Source organism: Streptomyces yatensis (assembly GCF_018069625.1).
GTDB lineage: Bacteria > Actinomycetota > Actinomycetes > Streptomycetales > Streptomycetaceae > Streptomyces > Streptomyces yatensis.
In genome coordinates this window covers 8488298-8501997 of the sequence record NZ_CP072941.1, presented here as the reverse complement: position 1 = coordinate 8501997, position 13700 = coordinate 8488298, and the positions used below count along the sequence as shown (strand labels likewise).

General features: G+C 71.0%; 13 protein-coding genes. 5 read left to right on the top strand and 8 right to left on the bottom strand.

The annotated features are described in order from the left end of the window. Positions 1–44: 44 nt before the first annotated feature. Together J8403_RS35560 and J8403_RS35555 are read left to right on the top strand one after the other, a co-directional pair. Positions 45–578 (top strand): cupin domain-containing protein, encoded by a 534-nt coding sequence (locus J8403_RS35560; RefSeq protein WP_211126733.1) that lies wholly within the window; start codon positions 45–47, stop codon positions 576–578. Between the two features lie 440 nt (positions 579–1018). After that, entirely contained in the window at positions 1019–1990 is a 972-nt protein-coding gene (locus tag J8403_RS35555; RefSeq protein WP_211126732.1) for a glycoside hydrolase family 16 protein, read from the top strand. An 82-nt stretch (positions 1991–2072) separates the two neighbouring features. Here the strand turns inward: J8403_RS35555 and J8403_RS35550 are convergent, their stop codons facing one another. From J8403_RS35550 to J8403_RS35530, 5 genes are read right to left on the bottom strand one after another with little or no spacing between them, the layout of a single operon-like run. Continuing rightward, positions 2073–2537, bottom strand: a complete 465-nt coding sequence (locus J8403_RS35550; protein ID WP_059142953.1) for a ribose-5-phosphate isomerase — start codon at positions 2535–2537, stop codon at positions 2073–2075. Beyond that, entirely contained in the window at positions 2534–4279 is a 1746-nt protein-coding gene (locus J8403_RS35545) for a dihydroxyacetone kinase family protein (protein WP_211126731.1), read from the bottom strand. Before J8403_RS35545 ends, J8403_RS35550 begins: the two co-directional genes overlap by 4 nt. Further along, positions 4276–5736, bottom strand: a complete 1461-nt coding sequence (locus J8403_RS35540) for an FGGY-family carbohydrate kinase (RefSeq protein WP_211126730.1) — start codon at positions 5734–5736, stop codon at positions 4276–4278. Before J8403_RS35540 ends, J8403_RS35545 begins: the two co-directional genes overlap by 4 nt. Next, positions 5733–6803, bottom strand: a complete 1071-nt coding sequence (locus J8403_RS35535) for a 2-hydroxyacid dehydrogenase (protein WP_211126729.1) — start codon at positions 6801–6803, stop codon at positions 5733–5735. Before J8403_RS35535 ends, J8403_RS35540 begins: the two co-directional genes overlap by 4 nt. 6 nt (positions 6804–6809) lie before the next feature. Next, on the bottom strand, positions 6810–7478 hold the full coding sequence (locus J8403_RS35530; protein ID WP_211126728.1) for an HAD family hydrolase: 669 nt from the start codon (positions 7476–7478) through the stop codon (positions 6810–6812). A gap of 174 nt (positions 7479–7652) precedes the next feature. Between J8403_RS35530 and J8403_RS35525 the strand changes: the two genes are divergently transcribed. The 3 genes from J8403_RS35525 (at position 7653) to J8403_RS35515 (ending at position 10920) form a co-directional block, all read left to right on the top strand. Then, positions 7653–8441 (top strand): DeoR/GlpR family DNA-binding transcription regulator, encoded by a 789-nt coding sequence (locus J8403_RS35525; RefSeq protein ID WP_211126727.1) that lies wholly within the window; start codon positions 7653–7655, stop codon positions 8439–8441. A gap of 107 nt (positions 8442–8548) precedes the next feature. After that, a complete protein-coding gene (locus J8403_RS35520; RefSeq protein WP_211126726.1) occupies positions 8549–9832 on the top strand; it encodes an MFS transporter in 1284 nt (427 codons plus the stop codon). Positions 9833–10179: 347 nt separating this feature from the next. Continuing rightward, entirely contained in the window at positions 10180–10920 is a 741-nt protein-coding gene (locus J8403_RS35515; RefSeq protein WP_211126725.1) for an alpha/beta hydrolase, read from the top strand. Positions 10921–11156: 236 nt separating this feature from the next. Here the strand turns inward: J8403_RS35515 and J8403_RS35510 are convergent, their stop codons facing one another. The 3 genes from J8403_RS35510 to J8403_RS35500 form a co-directional block, all read right to left on the bottom strand. Then, entirely contained in the window at positions 11157–11579 is a 423-nt protein-coding gene (locus tag J8403_RS35510) for an ATP-binding protein (protein WP_211126724.1), read from the bottom strand. Between the two features lie 124 nt (positions 11580–11703). Then, positions 11704–12915 carry a helix-turn-helix domain-containing protein gene (locus tag J8403_RS35505; protein ID WP_211126723.1) on the bottom strand — a complete coding sequence of 404 codons (1212 nt, stop codon included), beginning with the start codon at positions 12913–12915 and terminating at the stop codon, positions 11704–11706. Between the two features lie 86 nt (positions 12916–13001). Continuing rightward, a complete protein-coding gene (locus J8403_RS35500; protein WP_211126722.1) occupies positions 13002–13550 on the bottom strand; it encodes a dihydrofolate reductase family protein in 549 nt (182 codons plus the stop codon). Positions 13551–13700: the final 150 nt, after the last annotated feature.

Genomic DNA, 13700 nt, shown 5'->3' with positions numbered 1-13700 from the left:
GCGGAGCCATCATGCCAGTGGAGACCCGCTGAGAGGAGCACCTCATGTCCTACCCGGAAGACCTCGCATACCCGGAGCCTCGCTACCACGGTGACAGGGGCGAAGTGAACGCGGCCTTCCGCCCGGCCGGCACCCCGCCGGAGCTCTCCTCACCCGGCGGCTCGACCCACTATCTCGCCACCAGCGAGTCGACCGGCGGCGAATTCGGCCTGTACAAGGTGGAGATGGGTCCACGGTCCGGCGGGCCCAAGACCCATTTCCACAAGGCCATCTCCGAGTCGTTCTACATCCTCTCGGGCCGGCTGGAGCTCTACAACGGCGAGAAGTGGATCACAGGCCGCGAGGGCGACTTCCTGTACGTACCGGTCGGTGGCCTGCACGCGTTCAAGAACGTGTCGGACGAGCCCACGTCCATGCTCCTGCTCTTCGCCCCGGGCGCCCCGCGCGAGGAGTACTTCGAGCGGGTCGCGGAGATGACCCAGCGCGGCGGCGAGGAACTCAAGCGGTTTCGCATCCGGCACGACAGCTACTTCGTGGAGGACTTCGAGCCCGGGACGGAACAGTCCGGGACCGAGTAGTCCGGGAGGGAGCGGTCCGGGACGGAGCAGTCCGGGACACCGTCGCTCACCACGTCGATCAGCGTGGCCACCGATGGCCGAGTGATGTTCGGCGAGGGCGGGTTTCCCGCCCTCGGGTGCCGTCAAGAGTTGGCGCGCACGGGTGCCGGAACCCCATGTATGTCTCCAATTCTGAAGTGGGGCCGGCGATACTTCGGTGAGGTCGTGGTCGGGCAACGAGCTCACGTTCAACTCGTGAACGCGGCGCGGCTCTTGACCGGCAAGGGCAGGGTCCAAGACAGTCGTTCTGTGTGAGCGCTCTCTCGACCCGATGGCGCTCGCGCTGTCCCTGTGCCCGAGTCCCCGTAGCCCCGCCTCCACCACACCCCACGCCAGGAGCGGGCTACGGGGGCTCGCACACCCCGTCACCGACGTTCCTTCGGACGAAAGCAGCCCCCCACATGTTCAGGATCACCTCACGTACGACGGCGGAGGCCAAGCCCCGCCGCCGACGACGCGCACTGGCCTTCGTGGCCGCCCTGTCGCTTCCGCTGACCGGTCTGCTGGCTCTCACCGTGTCCTCCCACACCGCCGCCGCGGGCGAACCCGCCGCCGCGGCCGAGTGGACCACCGTCTTCCAGGACGACTTCGACGGGGCGGCGGGCACCGGCCTGAACAAGAACGACTGGCTGTACGACATCGGCACCGGCTACCCGGGCGGCGCCCCGAACTGGGGCACCGGTGAGGTCGAGTCGGTCACGGACTCGACCGAGAACGTCTACCACGACGGCGAGGGTCACATGGTGATCAAGCCGGTCCGCGACGGTTCCGGGAAGTGGACCTCCGGCCGGGTGGAGACCCAGCGCACCGACTTCGAGGCCCCGGCCGGCGGGCAGTTGGAGATCAGCGCCTCGCTCAAGCAGCCCAACCCGGAGAAGGCCCTGGGGATTTGGCCCGCCTTCTGGGCCATGGGCGCCGACGCCCGTCCGACCGGAGCCACCAACTGGCCGAGCATCGGCGAGCTGGACATCATGGAGGACGTCAACGGGCTGAGCAAGCACTCGAACACCTTCCACTGCGGGGAGTGGGCCGGTGAGTGCCACGACCCGGACGGGATCACCAGCGATCTGCTGCCGTGCGACGGCTGCCAGACCGACTACCACACGTACTCCGTGATCGTGGATCGCACCGACACCTCCGCCGAGCAACTGCGCTTCTACCGCGACGGCAAGGAGACCTTCACGGTGAAGCAGAACCAGGTGTCCGCCGAGACCTGGAAGAAGGCGGTCGACCACGGGTTCTTCGCCATCTTCAATGTCGCGGTCGGTGGCTCCTACCCGAACAAGGTCTGCGGCTGCACCTCGCCGGCGGCGGACACCACCTCCGGTGAGGGGATGAGCGTGGACTGGTTCTCCGTCAAGGTGAGCCAGTAGCGACGACACGGTTTCCCGTACGTCGGGCTCCACGACCCGGTTGTGGTCGTGGAGCCCGACGTTGCCGCTCTGTCCTCCTCGATCAGCCCTCGTAGCTCCGGATCGCGGCCACCTTCTCCGCCGACGGGGAGGTCTCGTCGAAGCTCTGCGCCAGCCAGTCGTCGGTGAGCGAACGGGCGAGTTCCAGGCCGATGACGCGCTGGCCGAAGCAGAGCACCTGGGCGTTGTTGCTGAGGACCGAGCGGCGCACGGAATAGCTGTCGTGGGCGGTGACCGCGCGGATGCCGGGGACCTTGTTGGCGCTGATGGCCACGCCGAGGCCGGTGCCGCACACCAGGAGGGCGCGGTCGGCGGTGCCCTCGGCGACGCGGCGGGCCGCTTCCACCGCCACATGCGGATAGGCGGTGTGCTCGTCGCTGCCCACGCCGACGTCGATGACCTCGGCGACCCGGGGGTCGGCCAGCAGATCCCGCTTGAGGGCTTCCTTGTAGTCGTATCCGGCGTCGTCACAGCCGACGACGATCCGGAACGCGTTCGCGGTGGTCATACGGGATCGCTTCCTGTCGTCGTGTGGAGGGTGGCCACCGCGGTCAGTACGGCGGCGAGTGAGGTGGCCCCGGGATCGGGGGTGCCCACGCTGCGGTCGGCGAGGGGGCGGGCGCGGCCCAGGCGGGGGCGCAGCCCCGCGGTGTCCTCGGCGGCCGTACGGGCTTCGGCCACGGCGGACGCGTACGCCTCCGCCACCGGCTCTTCGGTCCGCAGCCGCGCGGCGAAGGCGGTGGCGAACGGCGCGAGCGCGTCGACCAGGGTCTTGTCGCCCACCTCGGCCCCGCCGAGCGAGGTGACGGCGGTGAGCGCGGCGGTGGCGGCGGACGCCAGCTCCTCGCGCCCCGGCGCCCGCTCGGCCGGCAGTGCGGCGCCGATGGCGCGCAGCGCCACGCCCCACAGCGCGCCCGAGGTGCCTCCGGCCTCCGCCGCCCAGGCATCACCGGCGGCGGCCAGCACCGCGGCCGGGGCGAGCCGATCGGCGTGTGCCTTCTCGGCGGCCGCCAGCGCCGCGTCCACGCCCTTGCACATGCCACGGCCGTGGTCGCCGTCGCCCGCCACCGCGTCCAGCCTGCCCAGGGCCTCCGCGTCCCGGTGCAGTACGTCGCGGGCGGCGCGCAGTGCGTGGACGGTCAGCTCCGCGACCTCGACGGCCGCGCCGGACGCCGTGGCGGCGGACCGCTCGGGTCGGCGCGGGGCGGCGGCGGGTCGTTCGGCGGCGTCCTCGCCCAGGGGTTCCCGCGGTGTCCCCCGGCGGAAGGCCGGGGTGTCGGCCGGTGCGCGCCACAGGCGTTCCAGCTCGTCGTCCAGCCAGCTCAGGGTCAGGGAACAACCGGCCATGTCGAGACTGGTGACGAGTTCGCCGACCTCGGGGCGTACGGGGGTGAGCCCCGCCTCGTCGAGCAGCCGGGCCACGGCGCCCCACAGCACGTACAGCTCCTCGTACTTCGTGGCGCCGAGGCCGTTGAGGACGACCGCGACCCGCCCCTCGCCATCGGTGTCCGCGGGCCGGTCGGCCAGCAGCCCGGTCACCAGGGCGCGGGCCAGGTCCTCGGCGGTGCCCAGGGTGTCCTCGCTGACCCCCGGTTCGCCGTGGATGCCGAGGCCGAGGCCCAGGCGGCCCTCGGGAACGGTGAACAGGGGCGCGTCGGAGCCCGGCAGGGTGCAGCCGTCGAAGGCCACGCCGAGCGTGCGGGTGCGGGCGTTGGTGTGCTCGGCCACGCGGACGACCTCGTCCAGCGAGGCGCCTTCCTCGGCGGCCGCCGACGCGGTCTTGAAGACGACGAAACCGCCCGCGATGCCCCGCCGCCGCGCCGTCTGGCCGGCGGGGGCGGAGGCGATGTCATCGGTGACGGCGAAGCAGCGGGCGGGTATGCCGTCGTCCGCCAACTGCCGTGCCGCAAGGCCGAAGTTCATCACGTCCCCGGCGTAGTTGCCGAAGAGGAAGAGGACACCGCCGCCCGACTGCGCCGCCTCGGCGACCGAGCGGGCGCGGGCGGCCGACGGCGAGGTGAACACATCGCCGATGACCGAGCCGTCGGCGAATCCGGGCCCGACGACCCCGCAGAAGGCGGGATAGTGGCCGGAGCCGCCACCGGTGAGGACGGCCACCTTCCCGGTAGGGGTGGGGCGGGTGCGCACCACACCGCCGGGCACGGCCCGTACGTGTTCCTGGTGGGCGGCGGCGAACCCGGTGATCATGTCGTCGGTGAACCGGGCGGGGTCGTTGAAGAGCCTGGTCATCGGGTGCTCCAGCCTTCGCGTGCGATGTCGAGGGCCTGGCGGTAGGCGGCGTAGCCCTCGGCGTAGTGGTCGATCAGCCCGCGCTCGGCGGTCACGGTACGGAGGCGGGCGCGCCAGGCGCCGGGGTCGACCGGTGTGCCCAGGGAGCGCCAGGCGACGTGGGCGGCGCCGCGGATGCCCACGGCGTCGTCGCAGACCTCCAGGTCGCCCCCGAGGACACCGGCGAAGATGCGCGCCCACTCCCCGGAGCGCGCGCCACCGCCGCAGGCGGTGACGGTGCCGGTGACGCCGAGGGTTTCCATGCAGTGCCGGGCCGAGTAGGCCACGGCCTCGCACAGCGCCCGTACCAGGTCGGCGCGGCCGGCCAGCGGGGACAGGCCGTCGAAGCGGCCACGGGCCCGGGGGTCGACGAACGGCGCGCGCTCGCCACTGGCGGACAGGAACGGCAGCGCGGTGACGCCCGAGGCACCGGGCGGGGACTGGACGAGCAGCGCGTCCAGCGCCTCGATCTTCACATCGAGCAGCTTCAGCAGCCAGTCGAGACCCGCGGTGCCGATCATGGCGGGCATGACCCGCAGATACCGGCCCTCGTACGGGGTCGCCAGCAGCATCCCGGCCGCGTCCTCGGCGATGGCCGGGCGCGGCTCGGTGTCGAGGACCTGGGCGGCGAGGGTGGTGCCGATGATGAGATTGCCCTCGCCCGGTTCGGCCACTCCGGAGCCGAAGGCGCAGGCCGGGATGTCGAACGGGCCGGCGGAGACCGGCAGCCCGGCGGGCAGGCCCAGCCGCCGGGCGGCGTCGGGCAGCAGCCGGTGCAGGGTGCCGGGCGGCGCCGGGTCCGGCAGCAGCCGGCGGTGTGCGGACAGTCCGCACAGCTCGAGCGCGGTCTCGTCGTAGGTGCGGGTGGCGACGTCGAGGAACGGCTGCGAGGCGTCGGAGACATCGACGGTCACGGCGCCGGTCAGCCGCTGTACGACGGCGTCCACGCAGTATCCGGCGACATGGGCGGCCGCCAGCCGCTCGGGCTCGTGCTCGGCCAGATGCGCCAGCAGGGGGGCCGCGGAGCCGGGGAAGAGGCCGACGCCGGTGCGCTGGTGCAGGGCGCGCAGGGTGCCGTCGGCGGTCCAGCGGTCGAGCTGGTCCGCGGCCCGGCCGTCCATCCAGGACAGCGCGCGGCCGACGGGGGCGCCCGTGGCGTCGCGCAGCCACAGGCCGTCGCCCTGCCCGGTGAGGGCCAGGGCCTCGGGGGGTTCGTCGCCCAGTTGCGCGGCGTCGGCGAGCGCCGCCCGTACGACGGTCTCCACGGTGCCCACGACATCGTCCAGGTCCTGCTCGACGCGGTGTCCGGGCAGCGTGTAGACGGTGCTGCGGGCCTCGTGGGCAGGGGTGGTCCGGCCGTCGCGGGAGATCAGCTGGGCCTTGGTGACCGAGGTGCCGATGTCGACTCCGACGATCATGGCCGACTCCCGGTCAGCACCTCCGGATTGGCCACGTGCCGCAGCGGTTCGCCACGCAGGAAGCGGGCGGCCTCGGCGGCGGTGATCCGGGCGGCCCGGTCGGCGGTCTGCCGGGTGGATCCCGCCAGATGTGGGGTGGTGATGACGTGGGGGGCCTTGTGCAGCGGCCAGTCGGCCGGGGGCGGCTCGATGTCGTAGACGTCCAGGGCGAGCGCGCCGAGCCGGCCGGACTCCAGCAGGCCGGGCAGCGGGGCGTAGTCGAGCAGTTCGCCGCGGGCCGAGTTGACGAGGACGGCGCCCTCGGGCAGGAGCGCGAGGTTGCCGGCGTGCAGCAGGTGCCGGGTCTCGGGGGTGACACGGGCGTGCAGGCTCACGACGGAGCTGCGCCGCAGCAGGTCGTCCAGGGCGGTGAGCTCGACACCGTCGGCCTGTGCCCGGGCCGGGTCCGTGTACGGATCGGAGACCAGGACGTGTGCGCCGAAGGCACGCAGCACACGGGCCACGATGGAGCCGATGGCCCCGTACCCGACGAGTCCGACGGTGGCGCCGTCGAGCTCCAGCCCCGCGTTCTCGTACGCGTAGTAGTCACCGCGCCACGTGCCCTCCTTGAGGGCCGCGTCGGCGAAGGTGAGATGGCGCATGGCGGCGAGCATCAGGCCGATGGTGAATTCGGCGGCAGCGGCGGCGTTGCGGCCCGGTGTGAAGGTGACGGGTATCCCGGCGGCGGTGGCGGCGGCCAGGTCCACGTTGACCGGGCCGCCGCGGGCCACGCCGATGAACTTCAGATGGGGCGATTCACGGATGACACGGGAGGTGAAGGGAGCCATCTGGGTCAGGGCGACATTCGCGTCGCCGAGCGCCTCCAGCACCTGCTCCTCGGTGCCGCTGGCCTCCTTCACACCGCCGTTTCCCTGCCCGTCGGCGCCCACCGGCCCGAAGGGTTCGTTCGGCCAGCGGGTGCGCAGCGTGCGGAAGCTCAGCCCGGCGGAGGGCAGGCTCTCGCTCAGAGCGGCGGCGAAGAGCTCGGGGGCGATGAAGTCGTCGCCGGATACCAGGACCGCGGTCATGTCGGGTCACTCCCCTCGGGTGTCGAGCCTGCTGAGCAGGAAGTCACGTACGGCATGGTGGTCCGCAGAACGGTAGGCGGCGGCCGCGAGGGCGTCCTCGGCGGGTGGGTACTGCGGATTGGGAATGGCCACCACGGTCATCCCGGCGGCCGCGGCGGCGCGCAGTCCGTTGCTGGAGTCCTCCACCGCCAGACAGCGCTCCGGGGCCACGCCGAGGGCGCGGGCGGCGGCCAGATAGACGTCCGGGCTCGGCTTTCCGCGCTCCACCTCGGCGCTGGAGACGGTCGCCTTGAAGTGGTGGTCGACACCATGGTGGACGAGGACGGCGTCGATGACCCGGCGCGGCGCGGAGGAGGCGAGCGCGATGGGCGCGAGCTCGGCGGTGGCGGTGATCATCTCTCGCGCTCCGGGCAGCAGGCCGATGCGGCCGTCTGCCAGCGCCTGGACCATGCCGTCGACGACGACCTCCTCGGTGCTTGCCGCGGAGTCACCCGCCCCGCAGAACCGGGTGAGGTAGGCGGCCCACTCGGGGGCGCTCATCCCCTGGACGTCGCGTGTTTGTTCCGGGCCCCACTGATGGCCGCGTGCGGCGGCGTACGCGGCCCACAGCTCTTCCCACAGGTGCTCGCTCTCCACCAGTACGCCGTCCATGTCGAAGACCACTGCGTCGGCCATGCGTACCCCTGATCTCCTGGCTGATGATCTCTGGCTGTGCCGGGACACCGAGGGGTGTCCGTCGCACCGGGGGGTGTCTGTCGCACCCGGCGGTGTCCGGCACAGCGAAATTAACATTGGCTGCGTGAGTTGTCACTGGTTCAATGTGAGAAACGAACACGGCAGGATGGGGGCATGACTACTCCCCCGTCGTCGCGCGGCGCGCGGCAGCAGCGGCACCAACTGATCGTCGACCACGTTCTGGCCCGGGGGGACGCCACCGTCGCCGAACTGGTCGAGCTGACCGGCGTCAGCCTGATGACGGTCCACCGGGACATCGCCGAGCTGGCGGACCGCGGCATCCTGCGCAAGTACCACGGCGGCGTCTCCGCGCAGCCCTCGATGGTCTTCGAGTCCAGCTCGGACTTCCGGCTGCACGCGCACACCGACGAGAAGCGGGCCCTGGCCCGCGCCGCCCTGCCGTTCGTGGCCCCGGGGATGTCGGTGATGCTGGACGACTCGACCTCGGCGCTGGCCCTGGCGCGGCTGTTGCCCGAGGTGGGGCCGCTGACCGTGGTGACCAACTACCGCCAGATCACCGAGGAGCTGAGGGGTGCCGAGGGCATCCGGCTGATCTGCGTGGGCGGCGAGTACTCGCGCACCCATGACTCCTGGATCGGCCTGCCGGCGATGGACATGATCGGCGGCATCTCCGTCGATCTGAGCGTGCTCTCCACCTCCGCGATGACCGCCGGCATGACGTTCCATCAGGAGCAGGAGATCGTCAGCATCAAGCGGGCGACCCGGCAGGCGGGCGCGCGAAGCGTGCTGCTCATGGACCACAGCAAGGTGGGCCGTCGCGCGCTGCACCGGCTGGAGGGCGTGGACTCCTTCGACCATGTGCTGCTGACCGGTCCGGTGGACGAGGAGCTGGTGCGGGAGATGCGGGAGCTCACGGATGTGCGGGTCATCGAGGCGGAGTAGTTACCACTCGATCCCGTTATCTTTACCAAGACTCTTGATATTTCTCTCGGCGCGCTTGAGTATCTGCGGTCGTACTCCTTACATCACCGCAGAGTGGAGGTCGAGCGATGCCGAAACCCTTGATCCTGGGCTATCTGGGCGTACTCCTGTTCATGATCGGCGATGGTGTCGAAGCCGGGTTCATCGCCCCGTACATGGCCGACCACGGTGCGTCGACGGACGTACGGGCCGGGTACGTCATCACGGTGTACGGCATCGCCGTCATGCTGGCGTCGTGGTTCTCCGGTGCGCTCTGCCAGGTGTGGGGGCCACGCCGGGTGATGTGGACGGGCCTGGCGATCTGGGCCGTCTTCGACGCCGCGTACCTGCTCTTCGCGCTGGGCACCGAGAACTACCCGCTGATGTTGCTCTTCTACGGCATCCGGGGCTTCGGCTACCCGCTGTTCGCGTTCGGCTTCCTCGTCTGGATCACCAACACGGCACCGAAGGCCCGGCTGGGCACCGCGGTGGGATGGTTCTACTTCGCCTTCACCGGCGGCCTGCCCACCCTCGGCTCGCTCTGGTCGAGCCTGACCATCCCCTCGTTCGGCCGCCTGGGCACGCTGTGGTCGGCGCTCGCACTCATCCTCCTCGGCGGCGCCATCGCCCTGGTCGGCGCCCGCAGGAGGCCCGGCGGCGACCGGATGGCACCGCCGGAGGTCACCACCGGCCAGAGCCTGCTCAACTCCGTCTCCATCATCTGGACCCATCCGCGCGTGCTGGTGGGCTGCCTGGTCCGGGTCATCAACACGGCCCCGGAGTTCGGCATGCTGGTGTACCTGCCGCGGATCTTCTCCGACGACATCGGCTTCGGCGAGGACAAGTGGCTCCAGCTGCTGGCGATCATCTACGGCACCAACATCTTCTTCAACCTCATCTTCGGCGTCCTCTCCGACCGCATCGGCTGGCGCACGACCATCGCGGGCTTCGGCGCGCTGGGCTGCGCGATCAGCGTCACGACGCTGTACTTCGTACCGACCTGGCTCGGCGCGGACTACTACTGGGTCGCGGTGCTCGCGGGCATGTTCTACGGCGCCACCCTCGCCGGATTCGTCCCCATCTCGGCGCTCATCCCGTCAATGGCACCGGAGAACAAGGGCGGTTCCATGGCCCTGCTCAACCTGGGCGCCGGCGGCGCGGCCTTCGTCGGCCCGGCGATCGCCAGCCTCTTCTTCCCCCTCGTCGGCGCGGGCGGAGTCACTCTGATCTTCCTCGCCCTCTACCTGGTCGCCTTCGTGCTGACGCTCCTGCTGAAGCTCCCCGAGGAACGGGGTGAGGAGCCCCCGGCCCCGGACCCGGCGACCGGCCGACAGCCCCGTACGGACCCGGCCTCGACCACCACATCCGCCTGAACTCCGCTACGCCGGGTGACCCGCACCGGCCCGCCGCACCAAGAGCGGCCGGGCCGGTGCGGGTTGCGGGTGTGGGGTGCGGGCGTGGGTGGCGGGTGCGGGGTGCGGGTCTGGGTGGCGGGTGTGGGGTGCGGGTGTGGGGTGCGGGTCTGGGTGGCGGGTGCGGCCGCGGGAAAAACCCGTTGGCGAACCACAGCGGCCACTGCTACCTTTCCGGAGGCCGTGCAAGAGAACGAGGAGGTGGTACCCGTGAACACAGTATCGACATGGGTGCTCCCCTCCGGGGTCACGGTCGGGCGATAGGTCGTCCGGGAGCGCCGTTCAAGCGACTCCCGAAAGGCACGACCATGCAATTCACTTCCGAACAGCGCCTCGACGACGGCGTCCTCGAGCGCGAATTCACCCTCGGCGACATCCCCGGCATCCTGTGGACCCCCACATCCGCGTCCACCTCCACACCGGTGCCGCTGATCCTGCTCGGCCCCGCTCCCCTCGGGCTGGGCAAGATGTATCCCCGACTGGTGGCCCGGGCCCAGCACTCCGCGGCGGAGGGTTTCGCCACGGCCACCATCGAACTCCCCGGAATGGGCGACCGGCCCCGCTGGCCCGCCGTCGAGCAGGCCCGCGCCGACCTGCGCCGGGCGGTGGAGGCCGGCGAGACGGTCAGCGACGAGATCATCGACGCCTTCGTCCTCCCGCTGGTCGACAAGGCAGTCCCGGAATGGCAGTCCGCCCTGGACGCCCTCCTTTCGCTGCCCGAGATCGGCGGCCCGGTCGGGTACTCGGGAGGAGTGATCTCCATTGGCGTCCGACTGGCGGTAGTCGAGCCGCGCATCGTGGCCGCCGGTCTCTTCGCCGGGAGTTTCGTGCCCCGCGCCATCTTCGAGGAGGCCCGGCGGGTCACCATTCCCCTGCACGTCCTGCTGCAGTGGGACGACGAAGGGAACGACCGTCAGGCGGCCCTGGACCTGTTCGACGCCTTCGGCTCCAAGGAGAAGTCCTTGCACGCCAACATGGGCGGGCACACCGGGGTCCCGCGGTTCGCGGGGGACGCCGCGGCCCAGTTCTTCACCCGCCATCTGAAGTGAGCCCGGGCCGTCGGACCGGCAGCAGACGGTAGCCGCTGCCGGCCGGCACACCGCTCATGGAGGACAGGCCCCGGCCCTCTTCCATGAGCGGTGGCCGGCACACGCACCACCGCCCCGATCGCGGCGGTACCGACCATCGACGGTACCGGCCGATCGGGGCGGCACCCGGCCACCAGCGCACGGCTCACGGTCGGGCTGAAGGGTCCACGTCTCGTGCCGGATCACTGCGGGCGTGCTCATCCCCGTACCTCTCCGCCCAGCTCTGCCCATACCCGCTTGCCCCACGGCAGCGGCTCGGTGCCCCAGTCCGTCGCCAGCGTCCCCACGAGTGTCAAGCCGCGCCCGTGCTCGTCTCCGAGGTTCGGCTCCCTGCGCACAGGGCGCACCTTCGAGAAGTCCACGACACCGATCCGCACCCGTGCCGCCCCGGGGCGGTCGATGACGACCCGGATGGTTTCTCTCCGCGCGTGCCGGACGGCGTTGGTCACCAGCTCGGAGATGATCAGGGTTCCGTCCTCGGCCAAGTCGTCCAGGCCCCAGGCGGATAAGGCGACGCGGACCAGGCGCCGGGCGGTGGCGGCGCTCTCGGGCTCGCGCGGCAGAGTCTCGCTGTACCCGGGACGCCCGGTCGGGCGGGCATGCGTTGTAGGTTGCGGCATGTCGGTCTGCTTCCTCGGATCGGCCAACCCCCGGGCCGGTCGCACGGCCGCCGGGGCGCTGTCCGCTTATGTAAGCGACATACCGGGAACGCTGACAGCGGCGCAACGTCCCACTTTCACCACGCTATGCGCTGACCCCCAGGAACTCCGCCAACGGCCGTAGCCCCGGCGGGTGGTTGGGGAGTGCCCACAGGTCGCGCACGATGGCCACGGCCAAGGTGTGGTGCTGCATCCACGTCGGTGCCACCCGGCGCAGGGACTCCAGGGTCTTCACCGCCCCGGCCGCGTCGCCGATGTCCGTATGGGCTCGGGCCACGTCCAGCAGCAGCCACGTCCGCCAGGACGGTGGGGTGTCCTTGCTCAGCCGCATCCCCTTGGCCAGTGCCAAGGCGTCCTTCGGGTGCCCGTACTGGACTGCGAGCCGGACACGTTCGATGCGGACCGACGACGGGCTGAAGACGCTGACCATACGGTTGTCGCCGCCGTCGGGCAGCTTCGAGACCCGGGCGGCTTCTTTCTCCGCCGTCTCCATCATCGCCGCCGCGCGCTCGTAGTCGCCGCTTCGCGCGGCCGACGTGGCGGCGCTCATGGTCAGCGCGCCCCACACCTTCAGGCCGTCGGCCGTGTCGGTGCGGCCCGCGTTCGCCAAGTCGTCGGCGGTACGGAGGGCAATGCTCAACGCGTCTTCCAGGCGGCCTTGGCGCTGGTAGGTCCACGCCGTGGAGTTGACGATCATCGGCGGAAGCAGCGGATCGGAGGACTGGCCCGCAGCCTCTATCGCGCGCTCCAGACCGATGAGGGCGAGATCGGTCTTGCCCATGCGCACGGCGACGTGTCCGGCGAGCTGAAGCGCTTTGGCCAGCGCCGCGAAACCCGCCCTGCGGTCGTCATTGGCCGAGGCCGTAGCGGTGCGCGCGTCCGAGATCACGTCCGGCAGGGCCTTCATCACAGTGTCGAACTCGGCGGAGTGGTACTGCGTCCAGCCGTCCGCGATCTGCTCGCGCAGACGGTCCAACGAGAAGCCAGGTCCAGGTGGCTCCGGCTCCGGTCCCCAGAGCGGGGGCATGATGGCGCGGCGCACCGCCACGAAGCGGGGCCCGTCGTTCTCGCCGGTGGAGGAGACGGCAGGCGGGTCGCCCAGAAGGGTGGTCAGCTCCACACCGAGACCGTTCGCCAACGCGTGCAATGTGGGGAGGCGTGCCGAGTGCTTCCGCCCCTGTTCGAGTTGACGGATCACGTCGACGGACACGCCGGAGCGCTCGGCCAGCTCTTCCTGTGTCAGGGAGGCCAGACGGCGCAGCCGGCGCAGGGTCCGCCCGAGGTCTTCGTTTGCCACGCTGCCACGGTACGCGCCGCCGTGGTTCATGGCCTCCCTTCCGTCCACCGGACGCCGGTGCCGTGGCGCGGCGGGGCACGGTGGTGTCAGTGGGCGGTCGGGACATAGGTGAGGCCGAGGATGCCGTTGGTGAGGCGCTTGACGTCGATCAGGTCGAAGTCCGTGGTGTCGATCCCGTCGTAGAGCCGTTCGCCGCTGCCGGCGATGACCGGGAACAGCCAGAACAGATACTCGTCGACCAGCCGGTGCTCGAGCAGGGTCCGGCTGAACGGGCCGCCGGAGCCGACCTTGAGGATGTCGCCGCCCGGCTGTTCCTTGAGCTTGCGTACGGCGTCGACGACGTCGTCCCCGAGCAGCGCGGCGTTCCACGTCACCTCGGTGAGGGTGCGCGACGCCACGTGCTTGGGGACGGTGTTCATCCGGACCGCGTAGTCGCCGAACGCCTCCTCCATGGTCGGCCACACCTCGGCGTGGTTCTCATAGCTGACCCGCCCGTAGAGGAGCGCGTCGACGGAGAAGAGCAGGTCTCTGGAGAGCTGCTCGAACTCACCGGCCCACCGTGTGGGGAGCCAGTTCTGGGGCGTGCTGGTCTGGCCGTCCAGGGTGATTACCGCCTGCTCGATGATCTTCCGCACGGTCAGTGCTCCTTATTCGGTCGTTGTCGCGTGGTCAACGTGTTCAACGTGTGCAACGTGTCGAGAGTGCAGACCGGCCGGAGCGGGAGAACTCATCGGTCCGGCGGCGCCGTTGGCCATCGTGGCGCCGGTCCCCCGGGGCGACCGCCT